The following is a 16,624-nucleotide window of genomic DNA, read 5'->3' as shown; positions in this document are numbered from 1 at the left end:
TGGAGTTAGCATATGTCAGAAGCCGACAATAAGGATTTAGCTTTACTAGCTGAAGATAAATCGATTGATGATGCAGTGGTAAAAATTAGTAATGTAACACTACATTATAAAAAAAACTGCGCGCTCAATGATATCAATTTGAATTTCCCGCCACGCTGTATGATTGGTTTAATCGGCCCTGATGGGGTGGGGAAATCGAGTTTGTTGTCACTTATCGCGGGTGCTCATGTTATTCAAGAAGGTTTAGTTTATGTGTTAGATGGGGATATGAAGGATAAAACCCATCGCAAATCGGTATGTACGCGCATTGCATATATGCCCCAAGGGTTAGGTAAAAACTTGTATCCAACTTTGTCGGTTGAGGAAAATCTGCAATTTTTTGCGCGCCTTTTTGGTAATAATGCCGCCGAACGCCGTCGCCGTATTGATGAATTAACGCGTAGTACCGGACTTTACCCTTTCTTATCCCGAGCAGCAGGGCGGTTGTCCGGTGGTATGAAGCAAAAAGTCAGTTTGTGTTCGGCTTTGATTCACGATCCAGATCTATTAATCTTAGATGAACCTACTACTGGGGTGGATCCGCTGTCACGAGCACAATTTTGGCAATTAATTAATAAGATTCGTGAACAACGCCCTCAAATGAGTGTTATTGTGGCCACTGCGTATATGGATGAGGCGCAAAACTTTGATTGGTTAGTTGCTATGTATGGCGGTAAAATCCTTGAAACTGGCACTCCGCAGGCCTTATTAACCAAAACTGGTAAAGATAATTTGGATGCGGCGTTTATTGAATTAATGCCGGATGATGCCAAACAAGGTTATCAAGCCGTTACCATTCCACCTTTAGATATTAATCAACAAACACAAATTGCCATAGAAGCTAAAGGGCTAACTAAACAATTTGGTGATTTTATTGCCGTTGATCATGTTAATTTTTCCATTAAACAAGGGGAAATATTTGGTTTTCTAGGATCAAATGGTTGTGGTAAATCCACCACCATGAAAATGTTAACCGGATTATTACCGATCTCATCAGGTGAAGCGTGGTTATTTGGTAAACCTGTTGACGCCAGTGATATTAATGTTAGGCGGCACTTGGGTTATATGTCACAAGCGTTTTCTTTATATAGTGAATTAACCGTTGAGCAAAATTTAGTTTTACATGCACGCTTGTTTGGAATTGAAGAGAGTAAGATTCCAGGACGAGTTGAAGAATTACTTAAACGTTTTGGATTAGAACAAGACTCACAAAGTCTACCGGATAGTTTGCCGTTAGGGGTAAAACAGCGGTTATCTTTATCGGTTGCTGTGGTGCATAATCCTGAAATTCTGATTCTGGATGAACCAACTTCAGGGGTAGACCCGATTGCTCGTGATGATTTTTGGCGTTTAATTATTGAACTTTCCCGCCAAGACAAAGTCACAGTATTTATTACTACCCATTTTATGAATGAAGCCGCGAGGTGCGATAGAATCTCACTGATGCATGCAGGTAAGGTTTTAGCTAGTGATACACCGGATAATATTATTGCCTCTAAAAAGGCTAAAACTTTAGAAGAAGCATTTATTAATTATCTGGTGGAAGCTGGTGCTGACGATACCGCTGAGGCAGAAAACACCACTGCAGTAACCAATACTGTCGTTAATAACGATGCTGATAAAACTACTGAAAAACAATTTGCTGGTTTTAGTATGACGAGAATGGTTGGCTGTTTATGGCGCGAAACCCTTGAGCTGTCACGTGATCCTTTAAGAGCAGTTTTAGCCTTGTTAGGTTCAGCAATTTTGATGCTAGTTATGGGCTATGGTATCACTTTGGATGTTGAAGACTTACGTTTTGCAGTGCTCGATCGTGATCAAAGTGGACTTAGCCAAAATTACACGCTTAATTTATCTGGTTCCAAACGTTACTTCGTCGAACAACCACCAATTACTGATTATGATAATATGGATGCACGCATGCGCAGTGGTGATATTGCTTTGGCAATTGAAATACCGCCTAATTTTGGGCGAGATATTCAACGTGGGGATCCGGTTGAAATTGGCATTTGGATTGATGGCGCAATGCCAATGCGAGCCGATACTATTAAAGGGTATGTGCAAGGTATGCATTTGGCTTGGCTGAATGAAAAAGCTAAGGAAAGTTTAGGGCAAACTGCTTCTAGTCTAGCTGATATAGAAACTAGGTACCGTTATAACCCGGATATTAAAAGCTTGCCAGCCATGGTACCGGCGGTTATCCCTATATTGTTGCTGATGATTCCATCCATGTTAGCAGCGCTATCGGTAGTGCGTGAAAAAGAAATGGGTTCGATTATTAATCTTTATGTTACGCCAGTTACCAGAGCGGAATTTTTATTAGGTAAGCAAGTCCCGTATATTATTATTTCGATGTTGAGTTTTTTGCTATTGTTAATAATGGCGATGACTATTTTTAATGTACCAATCAAAGGTAATGTGCTCACTTTGTGTGTTGCAGCTTTAGCCTATTGTATTATTTCGACGGGTTTTGGTTTGTTAGCATCAACCGTTACCCGCAGTCAAATTGCGGTTATCTTTTTAACCTGTGTGGGAACTATGTTGCCAGCAATCCAATTTTCTGGTTTGTTAAATCCGGTGTCATCACTCGAAGGAATAGGTAAATATATAGGTGAAGTCTACCCAACAACGCATCTATTAATTATTGCTAGGGGGGTATTTAACAAAGCTCTTAGCTTTGCTGATTTACATAGTTCTATATTCATTTTATTGATCACCATTCCGATTGTGCTTGGGGTCAGTATTGCGCTTCTTAAAAAGCAGGAAGGATAAATATTATGCAAAGTTTAACTAATATTTATCGTTTAGGTATTAAAGAACTATGGGGATTATTGCGCGATCCTATTATGCTGCTGTTAATCGCTTATTGTTTTACTTTGGATATTTATACCGCGGCTACAGCGACATCTGATTCACTGCATTATGCGTCGGTAGCAGTGGTCGATGAAGATGATTCGCCGTTATCCAGACAAATTATTCAGGCGTTTTATCCACCCATGTTTATAAAACCAGTAAAATTATATTCCATGGATGAAGTTGATCGGGGTATGGATACTGATCAGTTTACTTTTTCACTCAATATTCCACCAAATTTTCAGCGTGATGTGCTGAATAATCGCAGCCCGCAAATTCAACTTAATGTCGATGCAACACGTATGGGGCAGGCATTTGTTGGTAATGGTTATATTACCCAAATTGTGAATGGTGAGATCACTGAATTTGTTAATCGCTATAGTTCTACTAATAGTTTACCGGTAAGTATTCAAGTGCATACCTCCTTTAACCCTAATTTAACAAGGTCGTGGTTCGGTTCGGTTATGGAAATAATCAATATAGTAACCACCATATCGATTATTTTGACCGGGGCAGCGTTGATGCGTGAACGCGAACATGGCACTATCGATCACTTGCTGTCAATGCCGGTAACGCCATTTGAAATTATGATGTCGAAGATCTGGTCAATGGGATTAGTAGTGTTAGTTTCAACTTGGATTTCATTATTAGTGGTAGTGCATGCTTGGATAGGTGTTCCGATTACCGGTTCGGTAGCGTTATTTTTAACCGGAGCGGCGTTGCACCTGTTTGTAACCACATCAATGGGTATATTTATGGCAACGGTGGCGAAATCAACCGCGCAATTTGCCATGTTATTTATTTTGATTTTATTACCATTGCAAATGCTGTCTGGTGGTAGTACTCCACGCGAAAGTATGCCGGAATTTGTCCAGAATATTATGCTACTAGCTCCAACCACTCACTTTGTGGAATTAGGGCAAGCTATACTATATCGTGGTGCTGGCATCGAGGTTGTTTGGACTTCGTTTGTATGGTTACTGGCGATTGGATCGGTGTTCTTCGTCTTTTCCCTAATGCGTTTCCGTAAATCAATTGTGAGTATGGGATCGTAACAATCTATTAATTATTGAATCTGGACTGATAATTATTTAACTACCTTAAATGTTAAGGTAGTTAAATATAGTTTGAATAAAAATATATCTTCAAAAAATATTTTTATCTAACAAGCATAATGCTAAAAAACATATCTCACTGTTGCTCTAGCTCCTACTGTTACAGCAATAAAATCAATTTAGCTTGAAATAGTCAAAGTTAGGTTTAAGTACTATTATTTTGTTTATCAAAAAAATAAGGGGAATTAACATTTTGGATCTTCCTTTCATTTTGTTCTTGTGTACTATAACGATATTTTTGTGGACTTAATCCAATTCTTTTTTTGAAAACACGAGAAAAATAGAGTTGATCTTCAAATCCTATTGAGCGTCCAATATCGGCAATGCTCATATTAGTCGTTTGTAATAAAATTTTTGCTCTACTTACCCGTTGTTCTTGTCTCCATTCTCCAATTGACATGCCAATCTGATCTTTAAAAATATGTGCAATTCTTGATGTGGATAAACAGATTTTTTGAGCCACGGTATCTAACATAAATTCATGTTCATCAAGAGTATCAATCAAATAATTACATACTTGTAACACCCGAGTATCAATATTTGATGGGTAAGTATTAGACGTTTCTTGTGCACAACGAATTAAAAATTGTTCCAACATACTCATGGCTAAATTTTCAGAGTAGATAGTGGTAGATTGCCCCACTTCTACAATTTTAATAAATAGTTGTTCTAATTCCTCTTTTACTTTGGTGTTAGGACGATAAAACCCAGTTTTTTCAATCCGATTATCCCAAGATAATAAATATTTCCAAGTAGATTTTGGTCTGAAATAGATCCAAAAATGAAACCAATTGTTTTCATCTTCTTTTCGTCCATACAGATGCGGTTCTTTGGGGGGGAAAAGAACAAAATCACCGGGATAACAATTAAATGATTCATTATTACGATAAATAGTACCTTGTCCCGCATAGGTTAAATTAATAATATAGCCATTTAATCCTTTCGGACGATCAATAAAAAAATCAAATTTTCCTGCCTTCTCAATGGGAGTTAATCCAGATACAAGATGGACATTAAATGAATAGCCCGGTAGTAAAGGATCATTTTGTTGAACATTATTCATTTGTTATCTTCTTATTTTTTGAGATTATTTTTATTTTTACATAAAAAATTATTTTGAATAGTCTTAATTATGAGATCTATATCACAAAATAACTGACCTAGACAGAATCGTCTATATTTATAGCAGCAAATAACCTACTTGTTTCCAGTTAAATTAATTATTCTTCCGTAAAAGTTCAATTTACTTAGTCTTTGAGGTGCTATTCAATGAATGAAAAAATAACGATTGGATTAGATTTTGGCAGCGATTCTGTTAGAGCTTTAGCTGTTAATTGTCAAAATGGTCAAGAATTAGCGACTGAAGTTGTCTATTATTCGCGTTGGTCAAAAGGGCAGTTTTGTGATCCTAAAAAGAATCAATTTAGACATCATCCACTTGATTATATTGAGGCAATGACCCAATCAATTCAATCTGTTGTCAAACAATTGGATACTTATGCTAAAAATGTCGTGGCTATTGGTGTTGATTCTACCGGATCAACTCCCGCACCAATTGATGAAAATGGTGATGTTTTAGCACTAAAACCTGAATTTATGAATAATCCGAATGCGATGTTTATCTTATGGAAAGATCATACGTCGGTGAATGAAGCTGAAGAAATCAATCATCTGTGTTCAATTCAACCTTATTCAAAATACTTGGAATATTGTGGTGGTGTGTATTCTTCAGAATGGTTTTGGGCAAAAATCATGCATATTTTTCGTCAAGATAATGCGGTAAAACAAGCATCTGCATCGTGGATCGAACTGTGTGATTGGATACCGGCTTTATTGTCGGGCACAACAGCCCCCGATAAAATTAAAAGAGGACGATGTGCTGCAGGGCATAAATGTTTTTGGAGCGAAAAGTGGGATGGTTTACCTCCTTATGAGTTTTTTGAAAAACTGGATCCGTCATTGGTTAATGCATTGCCATACCCACTATTTAAAGAAACATATACCGCGGATAAAAAGATAGGAATCATTACACCACAATGGGCTACAAAGTTAGGTTTACCTTCATCAGTCGTGATCGCCGGTGGTGCTTTTGACTGCCACATGGGAGCCGTTGGCGCTGGAGCAGAGCCGTATACTTTAGTAAAAGTCATAGGTACATCTACATGTGATATTTTATTAGCAGAGCAAGATGTAATTCAAAATCGTTCTGTTAAAGGTATTTGTGGTCAAGTTGATGGTAGTGTGATGCCAAATTATATAGGGCTAGAGGCGGGACAATCGGCTTTTGGTGATATTTATGCATGGTATCAAAAACTTTTATGTTGGCCTATTGAACAGTTAGTGAAACAATCGCCAGAATTGCAAACTGGTGCTGAACAATTAAAAAATAAGCTATTACATGAGCTTGCTCTACAATGGTCTGAAAATCCAAATTTAGACAATATTCCCGTCATTCTTGATTGGTTTAATGGGCGTAGAACACCATTTGCGAATCAACGAATCAAAGGTGTTATCACCAACTTAACCATTTCAACCGATGCATTAACGCTATTTGGTGGTTTGATTTTAGCTACCGCTTTTGGAGCAAGGGCCATTATGGAGTGTTTTATCGAACAGGATGTTCCGGTCAATAACATTGTGGCATTAGGTGGGATAGCTAAAAAATCTCCGGTCATCATGCAAGCATGTGCTGATGTCATGAATCGTCCATTAAAAGTTGTAAATTCTGAACAGTGTTGTGCATTAGGTGCTGCGATATTTGCAGCTGTTACTGCCAATCTTTATCCGGATATTCCAACTGCACAAAAAGTGATGTCCAGTCAGATCGAAACCACATTTATTCCAAATGCTGAGCGGGTAGAAAAATATCAAGAACTGTATGAAAAATATTTAGTTTGGTCAGTATCTTGCGAACCTAACTATTACGTTTAGTTGTTATATTCAATTTACGAAACATTCGAAGGAGACCATTATGTTTGTTTATGAAGAAGCTGAAATTTGGTTTGTTGCCGGTAGTCAACATCTTTATGGGCCAGAAGCATTAGAACAAATTAAAAAAAATATTCAATATGTCACTGATTATTTTAATAAAGAAGCAAATTTGCCAATTAAAATTGTGCTTAAACCACTAGCAACCAGACCTGATGATATTTATACATTATGTCAAGAAGTTAACTATTCCAAAAAATGTGTTGGTTTAATTACATGGTTGCATACGTTTTCACCCGCTAAAATGTGGATTAATGGTTTAACCCATTTACAAAAACCATTGCTACAACTGCATACTCAATTTAATGAACTTGTTCCTTGGGGTTCAATGGACATGGATTTTATGAATCTTAACCAAACTGCACATGGTGGTCGTGAATTTGGTTTTATCGGTTCTCGTATGCGCCTTCCTCATTCTGTGGTAACGGGTTATTGGAAAGATAAAGAAGTACATGAAAAAATCGCAAAATGGATGCGGGTTTGTGTTGCGATTAATGAAGAAAAAAACATGAAGTTAGTTCGATTTGGTGACAATATGCGAGAAGTTGCAGTAACGGAAGGTAATAAAGTTTCTGCACAAATTAAATTTGGATATTCAGTTAATACACATGCTGTTGGTGATTTAGTGGCTGTTATTAATTCAGTTAAGGAAGGTGATATTTCTCAACTTATTGATGAATATGAAACACTATATCAAATTAGTCCGGTCGCACAAATTAATGGCGAAAAAAGACAAAATTTAATTGATGCTGCAAGGATTGAACTTGGTATACAGCAATTCTTGAAACAAGGTAATTTTTCAGGTTTTACTACAACGTTTGAAGATCTACATGGTATGGCACAATTACCAGGACTAGCTGTTCAGCGGTTAATGGCAAAAGGCTATGGTTTTGCTGGTGAAGGTGATTGGAAAACTGCAGCACTTCTTAGAACAATGAAAGTGATGGCAAAAGGTTTACCTGGTGGCACAGCATTTATGGAAGATTACACATATGATTTTACTAAAGGTAATGAACTTGTTATAGGTTCACATATGTTAGAAGTCTGCCCAAGCATTGTTGATGATGGTGTTAAACCATTATTAGATATTCAACCGTTAGGTATTGGTAATAAAGCTGATCCTGCTCGTCTTATTTTTTCATCCAAACCAGGCTACGCAATTAATGCAAGTTTGATTGATATTGGGAATCGTTTCAGATTGGTGGCAAATGCGTTAGAAACGGTCAAACAACCTAATCCGTTACCTAAATTACCAGTTGCTTGTGCCGTTTGGAAACCAAAACCATCATTGGATGTTTCTGCTGAAGCGTGGATTTTATCTGGTGCTGCTCACCACTCTGTTTATACCCAAGCACTATCAATGGATTATTTTAGACTTTATGCACAACTCCATAATATTGAATTATTAGTCATTGATGAAGAAACAAAAATTAGTGATTTTAGAAATGAGTTACGTTGGAACGAGATTGCGTATTGTAATCCTTATGCTTAAAGCAATTATTTAAATTAGATAATTGGAGATATTGTCTCCAATTGTTCTCAACAATACATAATGAAAGGAGTAAATCTATGGATATGGATACGCCTACTATGATGAATAAAACGACAAAAAGTTCTGCCCAAAAAATGACATTCTTAATTGGTTTTTCGGCTGCTATGGCTGGGTTACTGTTTGGTTTGGATATTGGTGTAATTGCTGGAGCTTTACCTTTTATCACCACCCAATTTGAGCTCACTACTCGACTTCAAGAATGGGTCGTAAGTTCCATGATGTTAGGTGCCGCTTTGGGAGCATTATCAAATGGTTGGTTATCTTTTTATTTAGGAAGAAAGTATAGTTTATTAGCTGGTGCATTATTTTTTATTGTAAGTTGCTTTGGTTCAGCCTTGGCTCCTAATGTGGAAGTGCTACTAGTTTGGAGGCTTATCTTAGGATTTGCTGTTGGGATCGCTTCCTATACTGCGCCACTATATCTTTCTGAAATGGCACCAGAAAATATTAGGGGGAAAATGATAGCTGCATATCAATTATTAGTAACAATTGGTATTTTATTAGCATTTTTATCTGATACATATTTTAGTTTTACTGGTAATTGGCGAATGATGCTTGGAATTATCTCAGTTCCAGCTATTATTCTTTTTCTTGTGGTTATATTCCTGCCAAATAGTCCAAGATGGCTTGCATCTAAAGGTCGTTTGAATGAAACCGAACAGGTATTAAAGTTGATCCGAAATGATCCTGTAAAAGTAAAACAAGAATTTGATGATATCAAAGAAAGTTTACAACAAAAACAAGAAGGGTGGACATTATTTAAGATTAATAAAAATGTACGCCGCACTGTTTATCTCGGTATGGCATTACAAGCGATGCAACAGTTCACTGGCATGAACATCATTATGTACTATGCTCCTAAAATTTTTAGTCTTGCTGGATTTGCAACAACCGAACAACAAATGATAGCAACAATTATTGTTGGTCTCACCTTTGTTTTAGCCACTTTTATTGCAATCTTTACAGTAGATAAATTAGGAAGAAAACCAATTTTAAAAGTAGGTTTCAGCATTATGGCATTAGGAACGCTAGTTTTAGGTATTTGCTTGCTACTAATTGAAAATGGTAATGCCTCATCAGTAACTTCTTATGCAGCCGTAGGTATGGCGATTATGTGTATTGGCGGTTATGCAATGAGTGCTGCTCCAGTAGTGTGGATTCTTTGCTCTGAAATTCAACCGTTAAAAAGTCGTGATTTTGGCGTGACTTGTTCAACTACCACAAACTGGATATCTAATATGATTATTGGCGCAACATTCCTCACATTATTAAATCATATCGGTGTTGCACAAACATTTTGGTTATATACCGGTTTGAATATTTTATTCATTTTTATTGTTATTTTCTTTGTTCCTGAAACAAAAAATATTTCATTAGAACACATTGAAAAAAATCTGATGTTAGGCAAAAAACTACGTTATATCGGTAACGATAAATAAAAAAATATGATAAGCAAAGGACAATTAGTATCAAAACGTCCTTTGCTATCATTTGATCGGTTTGGATTACTAAATAGGATGCTTTGCATGTATACATTATTAAAAGAACGAGTATTGGCCGCAAACTTATTACTGCCATTTTACCAACTTGTGACCTTTACATGGGGGAATGTGTCAGAAATTGATAGAAAAAATGGCATCATTGCTATTAAACCATCTGGAGTTGCTTATGATAAGCTTACGGTTGATGATATTGTGATTGTTGATCTTGATGGAAAAAAGGTAGAGGGGCACCTTAATGCTTCGAGTGATACTGAAACACACCTTGAACTTTATAAAGCATTTGACCAGATTGGTGGAATTATTCATACTCATTCGCGCAATGCCACCATTTGGGCACAAGCTGGACTGGATATTCCTGCTTTAGGCACCACACATGCTGATTATTTTTATGGCGATATACCTTGCACACGAACATTAAGGGCCACAGAGATAGCTACTAATTATGAGTTAAATACTGGTAAGGTGATTGTTGAGGAGTTTAGCAAACGTTCAATTGATGCTATGGCAATTCCAAGTGTGTTGGTATCTGGACATGGACCATTCGCTTGGGGAACAAACGCTAATAATGCTGTACACAATGCCGTTGTATTAGAAGAGGTTGCAGCAATGGCATTAGCTACACGTAACCTTAATATTGGTATTAAGATTCAATCTGAATTATTAGATAAACATTATTTTCGTAAACATGGTAAAGATGCATATTACGGACAAGGATAAACTATTATACTTATAGTCCATCAAACTAACCCTTATGAAAGTTTGGAACTAATTAACTTCCAGATATTTCAGTAGGGTTTTTAACTTTTAATAAATCTAGAATACCAGCTAATTTTAATATGATTAAACATTCATTATAGCGTTAAGTTTTATTCTACCTAATAGGGTAATGGTTAATTCCCTGCGATTAATGTCTTGTTTAAACCAAGCTTGGTATAGCATTGCTTTTAGTAGTTGTGAGCCTAATTGACCACCTATATGATCGCGATGTTCGGTAAAATCTATACAACGTTTGCCAGCAATTTTGTTGTCAAAGTCATCAGGTAATAATTGGTGGTGATTTAAGAACTTTTTTCCTGCAGTAGTAATTAAAAACAGATCTTCTTGAATTGCTATTAAGTTATTTTGTAGTAATGATTGCGTTAATGTTACCGACCATGAGCCGGCCAAATGCTTATAACAAGTTCGCGCTTGCTGAAATTTTTGTTTGTTGCTGGTATTGGTTAAAATTAGATAATCATTGGGCGGAATAATTCTAAAGGTTGATTCTATAAAATCGGCTGTATCTTGATTGTTAATTTCATAGTAATGGTGCCTGCCGCAAGTTCTTTGATGAATTAGTTGAGCATCTTCTAGTTTTTTTAAATGAAACCGCGTTGCCGATGGTGATAAATTTAATTGTTTTGCCAGCCATGATGCACAAAGGGCTCGACCATTCATTAACTCAGTAATAATCATTACTCGATTAAAGTCCGACATGACATCAGAAAAATGGATTAAATCTTCACAATATAACTTTTTACTCATCTATTTAATGGTACCCCAATAGATTATTAACCTACACAATCTTACTCCTCTTTTGCATTATATGTTTCAACTTAATTTTAAACATAATTAACTAATCATAAATAAACTCATGAAATATGATTATGATTAAAACTTGGCTTTATAGTAGGTAGCTAATGAGTGATCAAACCACTGATGCAAAACCCAGTTATTCTATTTATATTATTTGTGGTTTAGGCTTATTTTTATCAACCCTTGATACCGGTATTATTAATTTAATTCTGAATTCACTAGCAAATAGTTTTGCTACTTCATTAATGTTTATAGGATTATCGGTTACTTTATATTTATTATTTTTGATTATTTTGCTTATACCTAGTGGTTGGTTTGGCGATGTATATGGGCAAAAAGCTGCGTTAATGTTGGGTTTTTTACTGTTTACCATAACTTCATTTTTAGCTGGAATTAGTGAATCAGCTTGGCAATTTATTTTAGCTAGATGTGGGGAAGGGATAGCGGCGGCATTATTACAAGCAAATTGTTTAGGAATAGCTGGAATACAATCAACTAAGCAAAAATTGCAATTGAATGCGGTAATTATGTTAGCCATTAGTATAGGGCCAATATTGGGACCTAGTTTAAGTGGTTTTATTTTACAATATTGGCAATGGCGATTACTCTTTTTTATTAATATTCCTTTTTGTATTTTAGGTTTGGCAGTGACGTTGTCACTAAATAAATCACCTTATAACAGGCATCGTGCCGGTGCTTTATTCGCTTTCGAGTTATTACTTCAGTCAACTATTAGGTATGTGGCAGTTGGTAGTTTTATTTTTGGGTTTACTGCTGGAGTTATTTTTTCTGTTTCCCCAATTATGTTGATCAGGGAAACTAATTATCCTATTGATATTATAGGACTAATTTGTATGGCTTCACCAGTTGGGGTGACTTTAAGTGTTTTAATCAAAAAATTATTAGGCAAAGATGTTAACCAAATAATCTTGCTCTATGCTTTACCGGCAATGTTGCTGGCATTTACTTTATTTTGGAGCACGAGTTTAAATATTTCAGCATGTGCATATATTGTAGCAGCTTTAGGTTACGGTATTGGTGGTGGGTTATTGCAAAGTTCATTAATCCATGTAGCAATGCAACAACAGCCAGATAAACAATCTACGATTGGTGGAATGTTAAGACTGTGTCAAAATTTAGGCATTATTTTAGGTACCGAGTATGCTTTAGTTATTTTAGGCACCAATTTAAATTATTCTGATGCAGAATCCAATGTGGAAATGTATCAACAATTATGGGGATTAACTCTCATGATCCTAATCTGTATGTTTATTTATTCGTTCAGATATAACCAAGCGATTAAAAATAACCAATAGCAGAGGGTTGGCACTGAAGCTGATATCTTGTGACGAACAAAAATGAGTTGAAAAAAGCTAAATAATTGGCAAGTTGTTTGCCAACAAACAGTCATATTGTAATTAATCATGCATAGGCAAAAAATAATAACTAGCTACTAGATTTTAATTGGTAGTCAGGAAATTAATCACATTATCTACAAAAATTTTTCGTCCATATGGATTCCTATCCAAATGAACAAAATGAGTTCCATTTGCAATCTCAACTAATTTTGCATTAGGTGCTTCATTGATGATTGCTAAGGCATCTTCTTTACGGCTCCAAAAATCATTTTGTGAGAAGATCACTAACGTTGGCATAGTCAAATTTTTTGCTTGCCATTGCCGTTTGCCAATTGCCAGCTCGAAGCTATCAGCCATAGCACCATTAGGTGAACGGAATTGCGGGGGAGTATGGGTATAAGATTGTGGATCGGAAGCTAATGCTGCTTGTGCATACGCTTGGCTCACTAAAGGATCGCGCCACAAATTTTTATCTTCTACAGCAATACTGTTATCCCATGCTGGGAACAGACTCTCTTGGGTATTGAGTTGATAACCACCTATGTTTGGATTAAGTTGGCCTGAATGTGCAGGATCGTCCAAAAAAGAACCTTTACCAAGTATTGGATGATTTTGTGTTGTGCCATACAGTGAATTATAGATTACCAGTTTATTCACCGTTGCTGAATATTTAGTCGCATAAGCCGCAGACCAATGCCCACCGGTTGCCCATCCTAATAAATTGACTTTAGACGAAGCTGACAATTGCATAATGTGATTAATGGCACAGGCAATATCAGCTACGGCTGAATCTGTTCTAATTAAGGGTGCGGATTGTTCTGCTGGCTGTGACATCGCAGTTGGTCTAGTTGATTGACCATATCCCCTGAGATCTAATAAATAGGTATCTATTCCTGCTTTAGCGAGTTCCTCTGCTAATGATCCTCCCGCAACGGGTAAATCAAAAGAGCCTATTGCTGGTACTCTGGCTCCATGAATTAGAAGTACTGGGGCGGGTTTATTAACATTTTTATTTGCTGCAAGTTTAATTTCTCTAATAAATAAGCGTTGCTTGTCAAAGCATGACTCAATATAAAAATCCTGTTTTTGTAATGTATTGGCACTACTCATAGAAATAAATCCTAACGTAAATAGAAAAACTAAAAGTCTCGACATGTATTAATGCTTCCTATATTAACAATTATTTAAAGTAAGCCAATTTTTAGTATTTAAAAATATAACAAAATTTATTATTTTTTAATTAAAATTTCCGACTTTTAAATACTAACCAAAAAGGTATTAATAACAAGCAAATATAGATACTAAATAGCATTCGGTATTGCATTACGTTTAATATGAAACTGCCTAAATAAGTTCCTATCCCGCCACCACCAAAGATAGCCACGCCAATGAGTCCGGAAGATAAGCCTTTATTGTCACCTGCATGTTCAAGGGCTTTACTAGCTAAAATTGATTGAACTAATATATAACCAATTCCAAGCATCATAGTCGCCAGATAAGCTAAAGCAACACTATTACAACAATATAGTAATAACGAGATTAGTGAGCAACTTAAACCTAAAAATACGACATTTTTAGAGGCAATATTTTTTAAAAAAATCCTATTGATAAAACCGGTAAAAAAACAGGCTAAACCAAATAACATTAGTCCCAGACCAACATACTTATAATCGATAGCCAGCGATTTGAAAAAATACGAGCCGATAAAAGAATAACTGCCTAGTACTATAAATCCATTACAAAAAGCTAGAAAATATACCGTTAATAAGGCTTTATTTTTCAGTAATAGAACAGTTGTAGGGATAAAATTTGATTTTGCCATATTCTTCGGGCTAGTTGGCAAGCTAAAAAGTGTCATAAAAGATAACAGGGATAATATAGAAAATATTAGAAAAATATTTCGCCATGTGCTAATTTCTATTAGCCAACCACCAATAGCCGAACTTAATCCTTGCCCTAGAAAAATTAATCCCAGAAAAATACCAACTAGTTTAGTTAATATTTCATTTTTATATAACTCACCTAAAATACCTAGTGATACGGCGACAATGCCAGCAGCAAATAGTCCTGTAATAAATCTATAAATGGTTAGCAATAGCAAATTTGGTGCAAAAGAACAAAGCAGGGTGGCAAGTGATAATAACAACATTAAGGCAAGTAATATATTTTTTCTACCATATTTGTCACTATAATATCCATAAAAAGGCTGTAGTACACCATAAGGAAGCAAATAAGCTGTAAGCACGATACTCACTTGTGAGATGGCAAGTCCAAAGTCAGTAGCAATATTAGGCAATAAAAGTGAAGCAACCCAATTGTCAGCGGCAGAAATGAATCCCGCCAAACCAATAAGCATTACCAACCCATAATTTTTGATAAAGTTCATCTGCAAACTTCCAGCGTATTAACCAAATTAAAAATAATACTCTTATATTTGATTGAAAACACTTATTTAATAAATAATAGACACACTTAGCCAACCGAGACGATTCTAACTTAGAAGCGTAGTGATTATGTTAACTACGTTTTTTGAGCATGTCTCGGTGTGGTGCTTCACCAAATTGGCGTTTATATTCGCGGCTAAATTGGGATGGGCTTTCGTAACCAACTTGAAAGGCTACCGTTTTAACATCTTTGCCTTCCACTAACATTAAGCGTTCGGCTTCATATAAGCGTAATTGTTTTTGAAATTGTAAAGGACTAAAGGTGGTAACTTGGCGGAAGTGGCGGTGAAAGGTTGAACTTGACATATTGACAAATTTAGCTAATTGTTCAATATCTAGTGGCTTGGCGTAATTGTTTCTTAACCAATCAATAGCTGTTGATATTTGGTTAATTTTGGTGCCGCTGGAGTTGGCAAGGCGCAAACTTTCGCCAACCGGACTACAAAGCAAATAATAATGCAGTTCTTTAATTATCATTGGTGCGATGATTTGGATATTTTCAGGTTCATCTAGTAGATCCACTAAACGTAAAAAACTTTCGAGGATTGGTAGTGATACTTCCGCAACACTAACTTGTGATGTCGGTTTTCGCTTTAAAGATGTCGGTTTGATTGGCATTTCAGTTAATAACTGACTGATGATGTGTTTGTCAAGTTTGATTGAAATTGAAATAAACGGTTCTGCTGGAGTTGCTCCGGTTATATGGTAACTTCCTGGCAAATCGACACTAACTACCATAAAGTGGTTTTTACCATAATTAAACTCTTCATTACCAATCATAGATCGTTTAAATCCTTGCACTACTAAGGCAATCATTGGTCTATAAAAGCAATTTTCCTGCGGACTGTCATTATCATGGCGTGAGAGTATAAATCCCGGAATAACAGTAGATTTACGTGCAGATCGTGGTAAGTGCTGGATTATCTTTCGTTTGAGATAATAATTAGTTTGTTCTAGTCGATCATTTGGCATTCTGATCTTCCTGTCATTGAGAATAGTTTTTCTACAATAAAAGAACTTATTGATCAATATATCTCAATTAGGTGTTTTTAGGTATGCACAAAAATAGCAAATTATTACCCGATTCGCTCAACTCTATTAATATTCCAAATATTAATAGAGACAAATAATAGTCGATGTATTTATTTTATTAAGTAATTTTTTATTTGTCTAAATTGGCAAATTAGTAAGTTAATCT

General features: G+C 35.9%; 12 protein-coding genes. 7 read left to right on the top strand and 5 right to left on the bottom strand.

Going from position 1 to position 16,624, the window contains the following annotated elements; translation table 11 throughout:
• The first annotated feature begins 12 nt into the window (after nt 1–12).
• Both rbbA and A9G12_RS09825 read left to right on the top strand, forming a co-directional pair.
• Nucleotides 13–2,811, top strand: a complete 2,799-nt coding sequence (rbbA, locus tag A9G12_RS09830; RefSeq protein WP_081299735.1) for a ribosome-associated ATPase/putative transporter RbbA — start codon at nt 13–15, stop codon at nt 2,809–2,811.
• Between the two features lie 5 nt (nt 2,812–2,816).
• Nucleotides 2,817–3,947, top strand: a complete 1,131-nt coding sequence (locus tag A9G12_RS09825; protein ID WP_065565678.1) for an ABC transporter permease — start codon at nt 2,817–2,819, stop codon at nt 3,945–3,947.
• Nucleotides 3,948–4,152: 205 nt separating this feature from the next.
• On the opposite strand, the gene araC is transcribed toward A9G12_RS09825, so the two are convergent.
• A complete protein-coding gene (araC, locus tag A9G12_RS09820; RefSeq protein ID WP_065565677.1) occupies nt 4,153–5,070 on the bottom strand; it encodes an arabinose operon transcriptional regulator AraC in 918 nt (305 codons plus the stop codon).
• A gap of 206 nt (nt 5,071–5,276) precedes the next feature.
• On the opposite strand from araC, the gene A9G12_RS09815 reads away from it, so the two are divergent.
• The 4 genes from A9G12_RS09815 to A9G12_RS09800 all read left to right on the top strand — a co-directional run bounded on the left by A9G12_RS09815 (nt 5,277) and on the right by A9G12_RS09800 (nt 10,766).
• Nucleotides 5,277–6,938 (top strand): ribulokinase, encoded by a 1,662-nt coding sequence (locus A9G12_RS09815; protein WP_065565676.1) that lies wholly within the window; start codon nt 5,277–5,279, stop codon nt 6,936–6,938.
• A 40-nt stretch (nt 6,939–6,978) separates the two neighbouring features.
• Nucleotides 6,979–8,487: an L-arabinose isomerase gene (araA, locus tag A9G12_RS09810; RefSeq protein ID WP_065565675.1), complete on the top strand. Its 1,509-nt coding sequence runs from the start codon at nt 6,979–6,981 to the stop codon at nt 8,485–8,487.
• A 77-nt stretch (nt 8,488–8,564) separates the two neighbouring features.
• Nucleotides 8,565–9,986, top strand: coding sequence for a sugar porter family MFS transporter (locus tag A9G12_RS09805; RefSeq protein ID WP_065565674.1), 1,422 nt, complete (start codon nt 8,565–8,567; stop codon nt 9,984–9,986).
• Nucleotides 9,987–10,073: 87 nt separating this feature from the next.
• Nucleotides 10,074–10,766 carry an L-ribulose-5-phosphate 4-epimerase gene (locus tag A9G12_RS09800; protein ID WP_065565673.1) on the top strand — a complete coding sequence of 231 codons (693 nt, stop codon included), beginning with the start codon at nt 10,074–10,076 and terminating at the stop codon, nt 10,764–10,766.
• 123 nt (nt 10,767–10,889) lie between these two features.
• Here A9G12_RS09800 and A9G12_RS09795 read toward each other — a convergent pair whose 3' ends face one another.
• A complete protein-coding gene (locus A9G12_RS09795; protein ID WP_065565672.1) occupies nt 10,890–11,573 on the bottom strand; it encodes an ArsR/SmtB family transcription factor in 684 nt (227 codons plus the stop codon).
• Nucleotides 11,574–11,728: 155 nt separating this feature from the next.
• Here A9G12_RS09795 and A9G12_RS09790 point away from each other — a divergent pair, with 155 nt between their 5' ends.
• A complete protein-coding gene (locus A9G12_RS09790; RefSeq protein WP_065565671.1) occupies nt 11,729–12,940 on the top strand; it encodes an MFS transporter in 1,212 nt (403 codons plus the stop codon).
• A 144-nt stretch (nt 12,941–13,084) separates the two neighbouring features.
• Here A9G12_RS09790 and A9G12_RS09785 read toward each other — a convergent pair whose 3' ends face one another.
• The 3 genes from A9G12_RS09785 to A9G12_RS09775 form a co-directional block, all read right to left on the bottom strand.
• Complete coding sequence (locus A9G12_RS09785; protein WP_065565670.1) at nt 13,085–14,137, bottom strand: alpha/beta hydrolase; 1,053 nt, start codon at nt 14,135–14,137, stop codon at nt 13,085–13,087.
• 85 nt (nt 14,138–14,222) lie between these two features.
• The gene (locus tag A9G12_RS09780) at nt 14,223–15,368 is read right to left on the bottom strand and encodes an MFS transporter (protein ID WP_065565669.1); all 1,146 of its coding nucleotides are present in this window, start codon (nt 15,366–15,368) and stop codon (nt 14,223–14,225) included.
• A 130-nt stretch (nt 15,369–15,498) separates the two neighbouring features.
• Entirely contained in the window at nt 15,499–16,398 is a 900-nt protein-coding gene (locus A9G12_RS09775; RefSeq protein ID WP_065565668.1) for an AraC family transcriptional regulator, read from the bottom strand.
• Between the last annotated feature and the right edge of the window lie 226 nt (nt 16,399–16,624).

The sequence above is a fragment of the Gilliamella sp. wkB112 genome (genome assembly GCF_001690685.1).
GTDB lineage: Bacteria > Pseudomonadota > Gammaproteobacteria > Enterobacterales > Orbaceae > Gilliamella > Gilliamella apicola_J.
Note: the sequence above shows the minus strand (reverse complement) of the source record. Positions and strands in the feature narration are given on the sequence as shown.

Bases quoted from the DNA above. Each gene is read 5' to 3' on its own strand.
- A9G12_RS09805 (WP_065565674.1), top strand. From the start codon at position 8,565: ATGGATATGGATACGCCTACTATGATGAATAAAACGACAAAAAGTTCT.
- A9G12_RS09780 (WP_065565669.1), bottom strand. From the start codon at position 15,368: ATGAACTTTATCAAAAATTATGGGTTGGTAATGCTTATTGGTTTGGCG.
- A9G12_RS09825 (WP_065565678.1), top strand. From the start codon at position 2,817: ATGCAAAGTTTAACTAATATTTATCGTTTAGGTATTAAAGAACTATGG.
- araA (WP_065565675.1), top strand. From the start codon at position 6,979: ATGTTTGTTTATGAAGAAGCTGAAATTTGGTTTGTTGCCGGTAGTCAA.
- araC (WP_065565677.1), bottom strand. From the start codon at position 5,070: ATGAATAATGTTCAACAAAATGATCCTTTACTACCGGGCTATTCATTT.
- A9G12_RS09795 (WP_065565672.1), bottom strand. From the start codon at position 11,573: ATGAGTAAAAAGTTATATTGTGAAGATTTAATCCATTTTTCTGATGTC.
- A9G12_RS09785 (WP_065565670.1), bottom strand. From the start codon at position 14,137: ATGTCGAGACTTTTAGTTTTTCTATTTACGTTAGGATTTATTTCTATG.
- A9G12_RS09790 (WP_065565671.1), top strand. From the start codon at position 11,729: ATGAGTGATCAAACCACTGATGCAAAACCCAGTTATTCTATTTATATT.
- A9G12_RS09775 (WP_065565668.1), bottom strand. From the start codon at position 16,398: ATGCCAAATGATCGACTAGAACAAACTAATTATTATCTCAAACGAAAG.
- A9G12_RS09815 (WP_065565676.1), top strand. From the start codon at position 5,277: ATGAATGAAAAAATAACGATTGGATTAGATTTTGGCAGCGATTCTGTT.
- A9G12_RS09800 (WP_065565673.1), top strand. From the start codon at position 10,074: ATGTATACATTATTAAAAGAACGAGTATTGGCCGCAAACTTATTACTG.
- rbbA (WP_081299735.1), top strand. From the start codon at position 13: ATGTCAGAAGCCGACAATAAGGATTTAGCTTTACTAGCTGAAGATAAA.